Below are 14,725 nucleotides of genomic sequence, written 5' to 3'. Positions count from 1 at the left end.
CGTCCGGACAGCGTCGGCTGTCCGGACGGCCCCTGCCTCTGTCGGCCGCGCGCGCCGGAAGCGCGCTCGGAGCCGTGCCACGGCTGCGACCATGAGGGCTTCCAGCACCTTCACGTAGTGGAACAGGCGGTACCGGCGTGGCGGCAACAGCCTTACGGATGGGCGTGGTCGGCGGCAGCATCGCGGGCTGTGCCATGGCGATCGCGGGTCTCCGGGCCGGCGCCGACGTCACCGTCTACGAGCGCAGCAACGGTGAACTGCAGGACCGGGGGCTCGGCATCGTGATCCCGCCGGCCCTGCATCAGGAGCTCGTATCGGCCCGATATCTGGACGCCTCGATGGAAACGGCACCGGTCGGGGCCCGGGTGTGGGTCACCCGGAAGCCGGACGGGCGCACGGCCCACGAGTTCGGCAGGCAGCCGAGCGCCGTGGTGCCCTGCAACTGGGGCATGCTGTGGCGTTCGCTGCGCTCGCGAGCCGGTGACGTCCGCTATCACCGCGGGCTGCCGGTCACCTCCGTGGAACGGGAGCCGTCGGGCGGGGCACTGATCCGCACCGCTGCCGGGGTGGAGTCGTACGACATCGTCGTCGGCGCGGACGGCCATCAGTCGGTCACCCGTGAGCTGCTCGCGCCGGGGCTGCGGCCGACGCCCGCCGGGTACGTGGTGTGGCGCGGCACCGTCTCCCCCAGCGCGTTCGCCGGCCGGCCCGAGCAGCTGGAGCTGCTGCGCGGCGCCTGGGTCACGGTGGCATTTCCACGGGGGCACGGGGTCTTCTACCTGATCCCGACGGCGCCGAAGAGGGCCGGTGGCGCGGGCGGCGAACGGCTGCTCGCCTACGCGATCTACGGATACCCGCCCGCCCCGGCGGCCGGGCGCCGCCAGGAAGATGTGGCCACCTACGTACGGACCCTCGCCGATGAGCACTTCCCCGTGGAGTGGGCCGATGTCGTCGCCCGGGGCGAGCACCTCTCCCTGATGTGCCACCCGGTGGCCGACATCCAGGTGCCCCGGGCCGCGGACCCGCCGTTCCTGCTCGCCGGGGACGCCGCCGCGATCACCCGCCCGCACACCGCGAGCGGCGCGGTCAAGGCGCTCCAGGACGCCCTGTGCCTGGAACGGGTGCTGCGCGACTCCACCTCGACGGACGAGGCGCTGCGCCGGTACGCGGACGAGCGCACCGCCGCCGGTGCCCACCTGGTCGAGCTGGGGCGGCGGCTGGGGCGTGCCCAGGTGGAGCGGACACCGGAGTGGCACACCATGGGGCCCGCCGACGTGGACACCTGGAGCCGCGCCGTCCTGGACGGCGCGACGAGCTATCTGTTCGGCGGCCTAGGGGTAGAAGTGCGTGAGTGACTCGGCTACGCAGGCGGGCTTCTGCGAGCCTTCCAGTTCGAAGGTGAACGCCCGGGTCATCTGTACGCCGCCCCGCGCGACCTCCCGCACGTCCGTGACCGAGGCGTGCAGCCTTACGCGGCTGCCGACGGGCACGGGCGCGGGGTACCGGACCCGGTTGACGCCGTAGTTGAGGGCCCGGCCGACGCCGCGTACCCGGAGCAGTTCGCCGAACATCGGGATGCCCCAGCTGAGCACCATGTAGCCGTGGGCGATGGTGCGTCCGTACGGTCCGGTCGCGGCGCGCCCGACGTCCGTGTGAATCCACTGGTGGTCGCCGGACACGTACGCGTACGCGTCGATGAGCTCCTGGGTGATCTCCTTCCAGTGGGAGTGCCCGAGGTCGCGCCCGTTCAGGGCGAGGATCTCCGGGATGCCGTTCACGGTGAGCGGGGTCGGTGACACGGTCCTGTTCCGTTCGGTCAGGCGGTGGCGGGGACGGTGGGGCGTGCGGGGACCGGCTCCGCCGCCTGCTCGTCGTGGTTGGGGCGCTTGAGCAGGAGCAGCATGCAGCCCAGGGTCAGGGCCACCTGGAAGACCGCGTACGCGATGACGGCGGTGATCGATCCGGTGCGGTTCAGCAGGAACTGGCCGATGATCGGGGTCGTGCCGCCGAGCAGCGTGCCGCAGAGCTGGTAGCAGAGCGAGATGCCGGTGTAGCGCAGGTGGGCCGGGAAGCGGCTGGCCAGCATGCCGGCGAGCGCCGCGTAGTAGAGGCAGTGCGGGATGGTGGCGACGGCGACGCCGAGCATCGCGAGGCCGTAGTTCCCGGTGCTGATGAGGATGAACATCAGCGGCATCAGGATCAGTTCGGGCAGCAGCATCACGGTCACGGCCCGGGACCAGCTCTTCATCCTGGTGGCCATCACGGCGCCGAAGGGCTGGACGATGATCTGGGTGATGTTGGCGACCAGGATGATCGTCAGGAACGAACTGCGGTCGAAGCCGAGCGAGGTCGTGGCCCAGGACAGTGCGAACGTGGACTTGAAGTAGGTCGCCGACAGGCCGATGGTACAGGCGCCGATGCCGAGGGCGATCAGCATGGGCTGGGTGCGCAGGACCTCGGTCAGCGGGAGCTTGACGACCTTCTTCTTCTCGATGAGGTTCGCCATGGCCGGGGACTCGGAGACCTTGAGCCGTACGAGGAGTCCCACGATGACGAGTGCGGCGGAGGCGAGGAACGGCACCCGCCAGCCCCAGGAGACGAACGCCTCGTCGGGCAGCTGGCTGATGGCGAGGAAGCTCAGGGTGGAGAGGGTGTTGCCGACCGGTGAGCCCTGCTGGGCGAAGGCCCCGTACAGCACGGACTTGCCCTTCGGGGCGTGCTCGGAGGCGATGAGCACCGAGCCGCCCCATTCGCCTCCGAGGCCGATGCCCTGCACCATGCGGATGCAGACCAGCAGGATCGGTGCGGCGATGCCGATGGAGGCGTAGCCGGGCAGCAGGCCGATCGCGGTGGTGGAGATGCCCATCATCAGGAGCGTGATGACGAGGGTCTTCTTGCGGCCGAGGCGGTCGCCGTAGTGGCCGAAGATGATGCCGCCGATGGGGCGGGCGAGGAAGCCGACCCAGAAGGTCGCGAATGCGACGAGGGTGCCTATCGGGCCTTCGAGTCCGGGGAAGAAGACCTTGTCGAAGACGAGGGCGGCCGCGGTTCCGTAGATGTAGAAGTCGAACCACTCGATGGTCGAGCCGATGAAGGCTCCGAATCCTGCGCGGTTGGCGGCTCGTGTGCGCTCTCGTGCGGTGGACGCACTCATGGTGGCTCCCGATGAACGTCGTTGATCAAGCGGATGGGGGCATGGCGAAGCAGCGTCGCCCGAGACGCGGGTTCGCCGGGGAATGCCGGGGAGGGGTGGTGAAGGGTGACGAGAAGTGGTGAGGGGTGGTGAGCGTCGGGAAGGGGACGGGGAGTGAAGTCGGGTCAGGCGGCGATGCGTTCGAAGACAGCGGCGAGGCCCTGGCCGCCGCCGATGCACATGGTCTCCAGCCCGTAGCGGGCCTCGCGGCGGTGCATCTCGCGGGTCAGGGTGGCGAGGATCCGGGCTCCCGTGGCGCCCACGGGGTGGCCGAGGGAGACTCCGGAGCCGTTGACGTTGATCCGCTCGTGGTCCTTGTCGCCGAGGCCCAGTTCGCGGGTGCAGGCGAGCACTTGGGCGGCGAACGCCTCGTTGAGCTCGATGAGGTCGAGGTCGGCGAGGGTCAGCCCGGCGCGGCCGAGCGCGGCGTGGGTGGCCGGGACGGGGCCGATGCCCATGGTCGCGGCGGGGACTCCGGCGCGGGCGAAGGAGACGAGGCGTACGAGCGGGGTGAGGCCGAGCCGCTCGGCGGTGGCGGCGCTGGTCACCAGGCAGGCGGCCGCCGCGTCGTTCTGGCCGCTGGCGTTGCCGGCGGTGACAGTGGCCTCCGGGTCCGTCTTCCCCATGAGGGGGCGCAGCGCGGCGAGTTGCTCGGCGGTGGTGTCCGGGCGGGGGTGCTCGTCGGCGGTGACGACCGTCTCGCCCTTGCGGGTGCGTACGGTGACGGGCACGGTCTCCGCGTCGTAGCGTCCCTCCGCCGCGGCGCGGGCGGCGCGCTGCTGCGAGCGCAGGGCCAGCGCGTCCTGGTCGGTGCGGCTGATCGCGTACGCGCGGCGGAGGTTCTCCGCCGTCTCGATCATGCCTCCGGGGACGGGGTGGTTGACGCCGCCCGCCGTGACCCGGCCGCGGGCCAGGGAGTCGTGGAGCTGGAGGCCGGGGCCCTTGATGCCCCAGCGCCCGTCGTGTGTGTAGTAGGGGGCGGCGCTCATCACGTCGACGCCGCCCGCGATCACGAGGTCGCTGAAGCCGGCCCGGATCTGCATCGCCGCGTCGAGTACGGCCTGGAGGCCGGAGCCGCAGCGCCGGTCGATCTGCGCTCCGGTGACGGAGTCGGGCAGTCCGGCGTCGAGGGCGGCGACGCGGCCGATGGCGGGCGCGTCGGAGGAGGGGTAGGCGTGCCCGAGGATCACTTCGTCGACCCGGGCGGGGTCGACGCCTGTACGGGCGACGACCTCGGCGATGACGCGCGCGGCGAGCGAGGCCGGCGTCTGCTGTGCGAACGCTCCGCCGAAGCGGCCGATGGGGGTGCGCAGGGGTTCGCAGATGACGACATCGAGCTGGTCGGGCACGGCGGGGCCTTTCGGAGGGTGGCCGGGGGCGGGTCGGAGAGGAACCGGGGGCGTGCGGTGGTGGGGAGAGGGGCCGGGGGCGCGGTGTGAAGGTGTGGGGCGACCCTCGCATCAGGTGACTGATTCGGTCCAATATTGAATTCGCCCTGATTCAAGACGGATCACGTCTCAATCGAGGGGGTCGGTGTCCCGCTCCACCGGGACGGGGGTCGGCAGGGCCTCCTCCGCAACCGCGAGCACCGCACGGAGCGCGGCGGAAGGGTTGTCCTGGCGCCAGGCCAGGGCCGCCTGGCGCCGGATGGGCGGCCCGGCGAGGGGCCGGTAGACCAGGCCGTTCTGCTGGATGTGCTGACAGGAGGTGACCGTCAGGGTGACGCCGACCCCGGCGGCCACCAGCGCCAGGATCGTGTACGAGTCGGGCGCCTCCTGCACCACGCGCGGGTTGAACCCGGCGGCCTCGCAGGCTTCGGTCATGGCGTCCCGCACGGTCGACCCGGTGTTGGCGGGGAAGGACACGAACGGCTCCTCGGCGAGCACCGCCAGCGGGACGCTCTCCAGTTGGGCGAGCCGGTGGTCGGAGGGCAGCGCGCAGATCAGCTCCTCCTCGTCGATCACCCGGTGGGCCACGCCCGGCTGGGTCACCGGCAGCCGGACGAAGCCGAGGTCGAGGGAGCCGTCGGCGACCCGGGACAGGGCGACGTTGGCGTACGTCTGGCCCGTCATGACGAGCTCCAGGCCGGGGTGGGCGGCGCGCACGGCGCGGGTCAGCTGCGGCAGCGTCTCGTGGCTCGAGGCTCCCGCGAAGCCGATGGTGACCCGTCCGTACTCACCTCGTCCGGCGGCCTTGGCCGCCCGTACCGCCGTGTCGAGATCGTCGAGCACGGTGCGTACCGGTTCGAGGAACGACTCGCCCGCGCTGGTGAGGCGCACGGAGCGGGTGTTGCGTTCGAAGAGCTGCACGCCGAGCTGCTTCTCCAGCTGGCGGATCTGCTGGCTCAGCGGGGGCTGGGCCATCTGGAGCCGTTTGGCGGCCCGGCCGAAGTGCAGCTCCTCGGCCACGGCGACGAACGCGGTCAGATGACGCAGCTCCATGCCGCTCCCCACTCCTGCTCGGCTTGATGACCGGCATTCATTAATCAGCGGTCTGGATGCGACCTTAATTTGGTATTGGACAGCAATCAATGGCCGCTGACACGGTGGGGCCACCCGCATGCGCACGCCTGAGGAGCACCGTGGACAGGACAGACAGGCCGGACAGGACCGACAAGGTCATGACGATGAGGGCGGCGATCGCCGCCTTCGTCCATGACGGGGACACCGTCTGCCTCGAAGGCTTCACCCATCTCATCCCGACCGCCGCGGGACACGAGATCATCCGCCAGGGCCGCAGGGACCTCACCGTCGTCAGGATGACCGCCGACATCGTGGTGGACCAGATGCTCGCGGCGGGCTGTGTCTCCCGGCTGGTCTCCTCCTTCGTCGGCAACTCGTCCGCCGGATCGCTCGGCAATCTGCGGCGCCGCATCGAGAGCGCCGATCCGGAGCCGCTCGCCTACGAGGAGTACAGCCACTACGGGATGATCTGCCGCTATCTCGCCGGCTCCCAGCGGCTGCCGTTCTATCCGCTGCGCTCGTACGGCGGCAGCGATCTCCCGAGCGTCAACAGCGATCTGCGCAAGGTCACTTCGCCCTATCCGGGGCCGGACGGCGAACCGGAGCAGATCTATGTCGTGCCGCCGGTGAACCCCGATGTGACGATCATCCACGCGCAGCGGGCCGACCGCGGCGGCAACACCCAGATGTGGGGCCTGACGGGCATCCAGGCGGAGGCGGTGTACGCGGCGAAGAAGGCGATCGTCGTGGTCGAGGAGCTCGTGGACGACGAGGTGGTCCGCTCGGACCCGAACCGTACGCTCGTCCCCGCGCACGCGGTCCACGCCGTCGTCGTCTGCCCGCGCGGCGCGCACCCCTCGTTCGCGCAGGGGTACTACGACCGTGACAACGCCTTCTACCGGGCCTGGTCGCAGATCAGCCAGGACCCGGACCGCCTCCAGGCATGGCTGGACGAGTGGGTGCGCGGGACGGCCGACCACGCGGAGTACGTGGCGAAGCTGGGCGAGGAGTTCTGGGCGGGCCTGGCCGTCGGCGAGGCGCTGAGCGAGCCGGTCAACTACGGACGCCGACTGTGACGACCGCGCGTACTGGATACGAGAAGGAGCCGGCCATGACCATCACCGCACAGGACACCCCCGTCACCTCGTCGGAGCTGTTGTCCGTCGTGGCGTCCCGCGAACTCGTCGCACGCCGGACGGTGTTCGCGGGCATCGGGCTGCCGACGCTCGCCACCGAGCTGGCGCATCTGACGGTCGCACCGGAGATCGAGGTGGTGTACGAGTCGGGGGTCTGCGGCGCGCACCCCTCTCACCTGCCGGAGACGATCGCGGACGCCGTCCTGATCACGGGGGCCGAGGCGGTGATCTCCATGCCCACGCTGTTCGGCTGTGTCCTGCAGGGCGGGCACATCGACGTCGGGTTCCTCGGGGCCGCCCAGATCGACCGCTGGGGCAATCTCAACACCTCGGTCATCGGCGACTGGGAGAGCCCGTCGGTTCGGCTGCCGGGGTCCGGTGGCGGGATCGAGGTGATGGCCAACGCGCGCGAGGTGTTCGTGGTGATGCGCCGCCACACTCCGCGTTCCTTCACCGATCCGCTGGACTTCTGCACGACCCCGGGTCCCGACCGGGCGCTCGCCGAGGGCATCCGGCCGCTCGGTACCGGCGTCACCCGGGTCATCACGGAACTGGGCATCCTGGCCCGTGAGGGCATCGGCCACGAGCTGCGACTGGTCGCCGTCCAGCCGGGCGTCACGGTCGACCAGGTCAGGGCCGCGACCGGCTGGGACCTCCAGGTCGCCGATACGGTCACCACGGTCGAACCCCCGACCGCCGACGAGCTGCGCCTGCTGCGCGACGAAGTCGACCCCGAACGCGTCTATCTTCGCTGAGGCGAAATCCGACCCACCGAAAGGACCGTTACTGCCATGCGGATCAGGATCGTCGGCGCCGGAGCCATGGGCCGCGGCATCGCCCAGTGGGCGGCGACCGCAGGACACACCGTGGAGTTGTGCGACGTACGCGCCGAGGCGGTGAAGGACGCCCTGGAGTTCGTGACGGGCATGCTGGAGCGCGCCGTGCGGAAGGGCCGCCTCTCCGCCGAGGAGTGCGCGGCCACGGTCGGACGTCTCGTGCCGCTCGACGACCCGTGGGCGGCGGGCCCCGATGTGGAGCTCGTCATCGAGGCCGTACGGGAGGACCCCGCGACCAAGGCCGAGGTCTTCGGCAGGCTGGAGCGTGCGCTGCCCGCCTCGGCCGTGTTCGCGACGAACACCTCCTCCCTCTCCGTCACCGGGATCGCCGCGACGCTGCAGGACCCGACGCGTCTCGCGGGGCTGCACTTCTTCAACCCGGTGCCGCTGATGAAGATCGTCGAGGTGGTGCCGGGCGCGGCCACCCGCCCGGAGATCCCGCCGGCCCTCACCGCGCTGGTGGAGAGCTGCGGGCACCGGGCGGTCACGGTCGCCGACACCCCCGGCTTCCTGGTCAACCACGCGGGGCGAGGGCTGGTGACCGAGGCGCTGGCGCTGCTGGAGGAGTCGGTCTCCGATCCGGCCGGCATCGACCGGATCGCCCGCGAGGTGCTGGGGCTGCGGATGGGCCCGTTCGAGCTGATGGACCTCACCGGGCTCGACGTGACGGCCGCGGTGATCGACTCGATCTGGCAGGGCTTCCGTTACGAGGACCGTCTCCGGCCCTCCTTCCTCACCCCGAACCGGGTCACGGCGGGCCTGCACGGCCGCAAGACCGGGCAGGGCTGGTTCGCGTACGGCCCCGGGGCTCCGGCCCCCGCCCCTGAGCCGCCGGTCACGGGCGACGCGGACCGCCCGGTGCACGTCGTGGGCGAGGTGTCGGACCCGGACGTGGCCCGGCTGCGTGCCGAGCTGGCCGGGGCGGGCGCGAACGTGGCGGCCGGGCCGGTGCCGGCCGCGGACGCCGTCGTGCTCGTCCCGGTGTGGGGCACCACGGTGGCCGCCGCAGTCGCCGCGCGGGGGCTGTCCGCCGACCGCACGTTCGGCGTGGACCCGCTGCCCGCGGCGGGCCGCCGACGGGTGCTCGCCGTGACGCCCGCCGCGAGCCCGGCCGCCGCGCGGGACGCCCGCGCGGTGCTCGCCCGGGCGGCGGACGGCGAGGAGCCGTGGGCCGTGTCGGTGGTCCGGGACACGGCGGGGTCGGTCGCGCAGCGGCTGCTCGCCTCCGTGGTCTCCGTCGCCGCGTCGATCGCGGAGCGCTCCCTCGCCACGCCCGCCGACATCGATCTGGCCGTCACGACCGGGCTCGGTTACCCGGCCGGGCCACTGGCCTGGGGCGAGCGCGTCGGCGCCGGGCGGATGCTGGAGCTCCACCGGGCGCTGCACGCCTCGACGGGCGACCCGCGCCACCGTCCGACCCGCTGGGTCACCGAACGCGCTCAGCTCGGCCTCGCGCTGACGGACCCCGGCGTCTCCCCCGCCGACTGCGCGTAGCGGTGGGCCGGGTGCCCGGGGACGCACACCCCGGCGCCCGGCCCATGACCGTTTCTTACAAGACCACGGGCCGTCTCCGTCCTAGATTCGGTGCATGACTCCACGACTCGACGCGATCAGCATCACCACCGCGGACCTGGGCGCCTCGCTCGCCTTCTACCGCCGGCTCGGGCTCGACATCCCCGCCGGTGCCGAATCCGCACCCCATGTCGAGGTGACGCTGCCGGGCGGAATGCGCCTGCTCTGGGACACCGAGGACGTCGTCCGCTCCTTCGACCCCGACTGGGCCGGCACGGCCGGCGGGGAACGTCTCGGGCTCGCCTTCCTCTGCGACAGTCCGGCGGAGGTCGACGCCGTGTACGGCGATCTGACCGGCGTCGGCTACGAGGGCCGTCTCAAGCCGTGGGACGCGGTGTGGGGGCAGCGTTACGCGGTGGTGCTCGACCCGGACGGCAGCGCGGTGTCCCTCTTCGCCAACGCCTCGTAGCCCGTGTTCAGCCCGCCCGCATCCCGGTCGCCCGTCTCCACGTCGCCCGCATCCCGGTCGCCCGTATCCCGGTCGCCCGTCCCCACGTCGCCCGCATCCCGGTCGCCCGTATCCCGCAGATAGTCGCTGAGCGTCGTGCCGGCCAGGTCCCGCATCTCGCGGGCGAGGTGCGCCTGGTCGGTGCAGCCCGCGGCGTAGGCGGCATCGGCGTACGGCATTCCGGACCGTACGAGACCCAGCGCCCGTTGCAGTCTCAGGACCCTGGCCAGCGTTTTGGGCCCGTAGCCGAACGCGGCCAGGGAGCGGCGGTGCAGCTGGCGGGCGCCCAGGCCGGCGGCCCTGGCCGTGTCGGCGACGGTGCGGCCCCGGCCCAGCTGCGCGGCGACGGCGACCGCGAGCGGGTCGGGCGGTCCGGCCTCGGCCGCTCTGCGCCGGGCGAGGCTCTCCAGCGCGGCGGCGGGGTCGGCCGCCTCGCCGAGCCGCTCGGTGAGCCGGCGGACGTGGGCGGCGGGCCAGAGGTCGTCGAGGGCGACCCGCCGGTCCCGCAGCTCGTACGCCGGTACGCCGAAGAACGCGGGCGCCGTCCCGGGGGCGAACCGGATCCCGGCGCACGGCCCGTCGTACTCGCCTGACACCAGGAACGCGTGGGTGTCGGGGCCCGCGACCCGGAGCCGGCCACCGGTCCAGAGCAGGTCCATGCACCCGTCGGGGAGGACCGGCCGGGCGGGGCCGCCCTGCCGGTCCACCGTCCAGACGACCGCACCGCCCATGCGCGACGCCCACTCCTCGTACATCCGGGACCTCTCCCTACGGGCCTGGCTTCGTCTCCCTGTCACGGGGTCCGTGCAGCCGGGACTTCACGTCGTCCGGCGGCAGGAACCGTGACCACCGCTCCGGGAACTCGGACGGCATGTACACGTCTTCGTCCTCCTCGTCGTCGTCCCCCTGTCCCACCGCGACGGCGGACCAGGTGCGGGCCACGAACTCGGCCGCCTGCGCGGCGCGGGCCCGCTCGTTGGCCGCACGGGCCACGGAGGTCGCGAGCGAGGGCCAGACCCGGTCGATGGCCGCGTTGACCGCGGCTCCGACCAATACCGCGAAGGCGGAGATACCGATCCACAACAGGACAGCGATGGGGGCGGCCAACGAACCGTAGATCGTGGGGCCTTCGACCGTGCTGGTGAGGTAGATCCGCAGGAGGAAGCTGCCGACCACCCACATGGCGAGGGCGACCAGGGCGCCCGGCACGTCCTCGATCCACGGCGAACGGACCGGCACCGACACGTGATAGAGCGTCGTGAGGAACGCGATGGTCAGCAGGATGACCAGCGGCCAGTACAGGACCGCTATGACCTCCGTGCCCCAGGGCACGAACTCCACGACGCGGTCGGGGCCGACCACGAGCAGGGGCAGCACCACCGCGCCGAGCAGCAGCGCGATGACGTACAGCAGGAAGGCGAGCAGCCGGGTCTTGACGATGCCCCGCTCGCCGTCGAGTCCGTACATGACGGTGATCGTGTCGATGAAGACGTTCACCGCCCGCGAGCCGGACCAGAGGGCGATCGCGAAGCCGATGGAGATGACATCGGGACGGGCCCCCGTCGACACGTCGTCCAGCAACGGCTTGGCGAAGTCGTTGACGCCCCGCTCGGAGAGGACCGTCTGCGCCGCGTTGAGGATGTTGCGCTCGATTGAGGCGACAGTGGTGGTGGTCGTCCACTCGTCGACGTATCCGAGCAGCCCGATCAGGCCGAGCAGCAGCGGAGGCATCGACAGGAGGGTGAAGAACGCCGCCTCGGCCGCGAGACCGAGGATCCGGTACTCGATGCACGAATTGACGGTGTCCTTGAGCAACTGCCACGCCATCTGCCGCTTGGATACGTTGCGGTAGAGAACGCGAGCTCGGTGGAGCCGACCCGATGGCTGCCCGGGTGTTTCGTTTGCTGCCTGCACCTCCTTACCGTAGCTGTATGGCAGCCACCACCCACACAGTGACCAACCAGGTTCCACCGCTGGTCGGCTATGACGTCTTCCATGCCGATCTCGCCCTCACCGAGGCCGTCGAGCGGCACATCGCGCCGGATCTCCTCCCCACGGTGCGCGAGGACCTCGGCACGCTCGGCCGGTCCGCCGGTTCCGTCCATGCGCAGGAATGGGGTGCGCAGGCGAACGAGAACCCGCCGAAGCTGCGTACGCACGACCGCTACGGCCACCGCATCGACGAGGTGGACTTCCATCCGTCCTGGCACCGGCTGCTGGGCCACGCCGTGTCCGCCGGCCTGACCGACGCCTGGGGCAGGCCGGGCGGTCACGTGCGGCGTGCGGCCGGTTTCCTGGTGTGGACGCAGAGCGAGGCGGGCCACGGCTGCCCGCTGTCCATGACCCACGCGGCGGTGCCAGCCCTGCGGACCGACCCGGCGCTGGCCGCCGAGTGGGAGCCGCTGCTGACGTCGAAGGTGTACGAGGAGGGTCTGCGGCCCCCGCTGCAGAAGGCCGGCGTGCTCTTCGGGATGGGCATGACCGAGAAGCAGGGCGGCACCGATGTGCGGTCCAACACGACGCGGGCCGAACCGCTGGCCGGGGACGGGGAGTACCTGCTCACGGGTCACAAGTGGTTCTGTTCGGCGCCGATGTCCGACGGCTTCCTGGTGCTCGCGCAGGCTCCCGGGGGGCTGACCTGCTTCCTCCTGCCTCGGGTGCTGCCGGACGGGACCAGGAACGTGTTCGCCATCCAGCGCCTCAAGGACAAACTGGGCAACAGGTCCAACGCGTCCAGCGAGGTCGAGTTCGACGGGACGTGGGCCCGCCGGGTCGGCGAGGAGGGGCGCGGGGTGCGCACCATCATCGAGATGGTGGCGGCCACCCGGCTCGACTGCGTGGTCGGTTCGGCGGCGCTGATGCGGCAGGCGGTGGCGCAGGCGATCCATCACACGGCGTACCGCAGCGCGTTCGGCGGTCTGCTGATCGAGAAGCCGCTGATGCGCAACGTACTGGCCGACCTGGCGCTGGAGTCGGAGGCGGCGACGACGCTCGCGCTGCGGCTGGCCGCCGCGTACGACGCCGATACGCCGCAGGAGCGGGCGTTCCTGCGGATCGCCGTGCCCACCGCCAAGTACTGGGTAACGAAGCGGTGCGCCCCGGTGGTGGGCGAGGCGCTGGAGTGCCTCGGCGGCAACGGGTACGTGGAGGAGTCGGGCATGCCGCGCCTGCTCCGCGAGGCGCCGCTCAACTCGATCTGGGAGGGCTCCGGGAACGTCCAGGCGCTGGACGTGCTGCGAGCGTTGCAGCGCGAGCCGCAGGCGCTCGACGCGTTCCTCCAGGAGATCGGCGCGGCACGGGGCGCCGATCACCGCCTCGACGGGGCGATCAAGGATCTGCTCACCGAGCTGGCGGACCTGGAAGCGGTCGAGGCGCGGGCCAGGCGGCTCGTCGAGCGGATGGCGCTGGTGCTCCAGGGTTCGCTGCTGATCCGCTGGGCGCCGCCGGAGGTCGCCGACGCGTTCTGCGCGTCACGGCTGGGCGGGGACTGGGGGTCGGCCTTCGGGACGCTGCCGCACCAGCTCGGTCTGGCCTCGGTGGTGGAGCGCGCACGGGCCTGCGACCGCTAGGACGCGGAAGAGCGACGGAGGGTGGTGCTGCGCCGACACGGCACCACCCTCCATGCTTGTTCAACACCTGACCGCGGGACACGGGCCCCGCAGTGCGGTGTTCCGTCACTCTCGTCCGGACCTGCACCCGCTGACCAGAGTTGCAAGGGGTTGCAAGCATTGGTGACATGCGGTGCCGGACAGCGGCAGGATAGGACTGCCCGACCATGGTCGGCCGGTCCGCGGGCCCCCACCCCGCAGCCGGGACAAGGGAAGAGTGATGAGGGGGGCACGAGTGATGCGGACGAGCCGCGCCGGGCAGCAGCGTGGGGCCGCCCCGCGGGCGGAGATCGACGCCTCGTGGGACCGGGTGGCGCGCAGTGGCGTCGATCCGGACCAGTCGACCGAGAGCGAGCTGCTGGGGTCGAACGAGATCGAGCACCGGCGGAACGCCTCCACGCTCGGCGAGGTGATGCCGCTGCTGCGCGACGGTCTCGCCTCCATCGCCGACGCCTCGCAGCAGATCATGGTGGTCACCGATGTGGACGGCCGGGTGCTGTGGCGTCAGGGACACGCGGCGGTGATGCGCCAGGCCGACGGGATCTGTCTGGAGGAGGGAGCCGCGTGGTCGGAGACGTCAACGGGCACCAACGCCATCGGCACGACGCTCGCCACGCGCAAGCCGATCCAGGTGCACTCCTCCGAGCACTTCGTGCGCTCGCTGCACCACTGGACCTGCGCCGCCGCTCCCGTGCGCGACCCCCGGGACGACAGGCTCGTGGGCATCCTGGACATCAGCGGACCGGCCCGCACCTTCCATCCGGCCACGCTGGCACTGGTCGACTCGGTGGCCAGGCTCGCCGAAAGCGAGCTGCGGATGCGGCATCTGGTCTCGATCGAGCGGCTGCGGTCGGTGGCCGCGCCGATCCTCTGCCGGCTCGACGGCCCGGCGCTGGCGGTCGACAGCCACGGCTGGCTGGCCGCGGTCACGGGCATGCCCCCGGTGGACCGGCTGCCTCTGCCGAAGTCCTTGCAGGCGGGCCGGGTGTGGCTGCCGTCGCTGGGCATGTGCCGGGTGGAGCCGCTGCCCGGCGGCTGGCTCGTGCAGGTGGCCGACGCGAGCCTCGACGGCCCCCCGCGCCGGGTGGTGCTGGATCTGAGCAGGGCCCGGGGGCTGACGGTCCAGGTGGTCAATCCGGTGGGCACCTGGACCCAGCGGCTCTCGCCGCGCCACGCGGAGCTGCTGTACGCGCTGGCGCTGCACCGTGAGGGGCGTACGGCGGCGGAGCTGGCGCAGGACATCTTCGGCGACCCGACCAGGACGGTGACGGTCCGGGCGGAGATCTCGCGGCTGCGGCGCCATCTCGCGGAAGTGCTCGCCCACCGCCCGTACCGCTTCGGGGACGGGGTGGAGGTCGAGGTGATCCACCCGGAGGACCCAGCCGATCTGCTGCCGCATTCGAAGGCACCGGTGGTGCTCGGGGCGCGTGGCTCCGCGAGCCAGTAGGGGTGGGAGCCGCGAGGCCCTCT

General features: G+C 71.8%; 13 protein-coding genes. 7 read left to right on the top strand and 6 right to left on the bottom strand.

Going from position 1 to position 14,725, the window contains the following annotated elements:
• The first annotated feature begins 137 nt into the window (after positions 1-137).
• Positions 138-1,355: an FAD-dependent monooxygenase gene (locus ACFWSK_RS29345; protein ID WP_383792523.1), complete on the top strand. Its 1,218-nt coding sequence runs from the start codon at positions 138-140 to the stop codon at positions 1,353-1,355.
• Here ACFWSK_RS29345 and ACFWSK_RS29340 read toward each other — a convergent pair.
• From ACFWSK_RS29340 to ACFWSK_RS29325, 4 genes are all read right to left on the bottom strand, one after another.
• Entirely contained in the window at positions 1,332-1,799 is a 468-nt protein-coding gene (locus ACFWSK_RS29340) for a MaoC family dehydratase (protein WP_383792520.1), read from the bottom strand. The genes ACFWSK_RS29345 and ACFWSK_RS29340 overlap by 24 nt on opposite strands.
• A 17-nt stretch (positions 1,800-1,816) precedes the next feature.
• Entirely contained in the window at positions 1,817-3,154 is a 1,338-nt protein-coding gene (locus ACFWSK_RS29335) for an MFS transporter (protein ID WP_383792517.1), read from the bottom strand.
• Positions 3,155-3,318: 164 nt separating this feature from the next.
• Complete coding sequence (locus ACFWSK_RS29330) at positions 3,319-4,542, bottom strand: acetyl-CoA C-acetyltransferase (protein WP_383792514.1); 1,224 nt, start codon at positions 4,540-4,542, stop codon at positions 3,319-3,321.
• Positions 4,543-4,710: 168 nt separating this feature from the next.
• Positions 4,711-5,634, bottom strand: a complete 924-nt coding sequence (locus tag ACFWSK_RS29325) for a LysR substrate-binding domain-containing protein (RefSeq protein ID WP_383792511.1) — start codon at positions 5,632-5,634, stop codon at positions 4,711-4,713.
• 179 nt (positions 5,635-5,813) lie between these two features.
• Here ACFWSK_RS29325 and ACFWSK_RS29320 point away from each other — a divergent pair, with 179 nt between their 5' ends.
• From ACFWSK_RS29320 to ACFWSK_RS29305, 4 genes are all read left to right on the top strand, one after another.
• The gene (locus tag ACFWSK_RS29320; RefSeq protein ID WP_383792526.1) at positions 5,814-6,731 is read left to right on the top strand and encodes a CoA transferase subunit A; all 918 of its coding nucleotides are present in this window, start codon (positions 5,814-5,816) and stop codon (positions 6,729-6,731) included.
• 35 nt (positions 6,732-6,766) lie between these two features.
• Positions 6,767-7,546: a CoA-transferase subunit beta gene (locus ACFWSK_RS29315; RefSeq protein ID WP_383792509.1), complete on the top strand. Its 780-nt coding sequence runs from the start codon at positions 6,767-6,769 to the stop codon at positions 7,544-7,546.
• A 36-nt stretch (positions 7,547-7,582) separates the two neighbouring features.
• On the top strand, positions 7,583-9,121 hold the full coding sequence (locus ACFWSK_RS29310) for a 3-hydroxyacyl-CoA dehydrogenase (protein WP_383792506.1): 1,539 nt from the start codon (positions 7,583-7,585) through the stop codon (positions 9,119-9,121).
• 94 nt (positions 9,122-9,215) lie between these two features.
• Entirely contained in the window at positions 9,216-9,608 is a 393-nt protein-coding gene (locus tag ACFWSK_RS29305) for a VOC family protein (RefSeq protein ID WP_383792504.1), read from the top strand.
• On the opposite strand, the gene ACFWSK_RS29300 is transcribed toward ACFWSK_RS29305, so the two are convergent.
• On the bottom strand, positions 9,548-10,402 hold the full coding sequence (locus ACFWSK_RS29300; protein WP_383792500.1) for a helix-turn-helix domain-containing protein: 855 nt from the start codon (positions 10,400-10,402) through the stop codon (positions 9,548-9,550). The two genes, ACFWSK_RS29305 and ACFWSK_RS29300, sit on opposite strands and share 61 nt — an antisense overlap.
• Positions 10,403-10,415: 13 nt before the next feature.
• On the bottom strand, positions 10,416-11,474 hold the full coding sequence (locus ACFWSK_RS29295) for a YihY/virulence factor BrkB family protein (protein WP_383792497.1): 1,059 nt from the start codon (positions 11,472-11,474) through the stop codon (positions 10,416-10,418).
• Between the two features lie 104 nt (positions 11,475-11,578).
• Here ACFWSK_RS29295 and ACFWSK_RS29290 point away from each other — a divergent pair, with 104 nt between their 5' ends.
• A complete protein-coding gene (locus ACFWSK_RS29290) occupies positions 11,579-13,216 on the top strand; it encodes an acyl-CoA dehydrogenase family protein (protein ID WP_383792494.1) in 1,638 nt (545 codons plus the stop codon).
• A gap of 259 nt (positions 13,217-13,475) precedes the next feature.
• Positions 13,476-14,702, top strand: coding sequence for a GAF domain-containing protein (locus ACFWSK_RS29285; RefSeq protein WP_383792491.1), 1,227 nt, complete (start codon positions 13,476-13,478; stop codon positions 14,700-14,702).
• Positions 14,703-14,725: the final 23 nt, after the last annotated feature.

It is taken from the genome of Streptomyces sp. NPDC058620 (genome assembly GCF_042717135.1).
Classification (GTDB): Bacteria; Actinomycetota; Actinomycetes; order Streptomycetales; family Streptomycetaceae; genus Streptomyces.
Note: the sequence above shows the minus strand (reverse complement) of the source record. Positions and strands in the feature narration are given on the sequence as shown.

What these genes read in the sequence shown, in the direction of transcription:
- ACFWSK_RS29335 (WP_383792517.1), bottom strand. Translation starts at nt 3,154, where the DNA reads ATGAGTGCGTCCACCGCACGAGAGCGCACACGAGCCGCCAACCGCGCA.
- ACFWSK_RS29325 (WP_383792511.1), bottom strand. Translation starts at nt 5,634, where the DNA reads ATGGAGCTGCGTCATCTGACCGCGTTCGTCGCCGTGGCCGAGGAGCTG.
- ACFWSK_RS29320 (WP_383792526.1), top strand. Translation starts at nt 5,814, where the DNA reads ATGACGATGAGGGCGGCGATCGCCGCCTTCGTCCATGACGGGGACACC.
- ACFWSK_RS29315 (WP_383792509.1), top strand. Translation starts at nt 6,767, where the DNA reads ATGACCATCACCGCACAGGACACCCCCGTCACCTCGTCGGAGCTGTTG.
- ACFWSK_RS29310 (WP_383792506.1), top strand. Translation starts at nt 7,583, where the DNA reads ATGCGGATCAGGATCGTCGGCGCCGGAGCCATGGGCCGCGGCATCGCC.
- ACFWSK_RS29305 (WP_383792504.1), top strand. Translation starts at nt 9,216, where the DNA reads ATGACTCCACGACTCGACGCGATCAGCATCACCACCGCGGACCTGGGC.
- ACFWSK_RS29300 (WP_383792500.1), bottom strand. Translation starts at nt 10,402, where the DNA reads ATGTACGAGGAGTGGGCGTCGCGCATGGGCGGTGCGGTCGTCTGGACG.
- ACFWSK_RS29295 (WP_383792497.1), bottom strand. Translation starts at nt 11,474, where the DNA reads ATGGCGTGGCAGTTGCTCAAGGACACCGTCAATTCGTGCATCGAGTAC.
- ACFWSK_RS29290 (WP_383792494.1), top strand. Translation starts at nt 11,579, where the DNA reads ATGGCAGCCACCACCCACACAGTGACCAACCAGGTTCCACCGCTGGTC.
- ACFWSK_RS29285 (WP_383792491.1), top strand. Translation starts at nt 13,476, where the DNA reads ATGAGGGGGGCACGAGTGATGCGGACGAGCCGCGCCGGGCAGCAGCGT.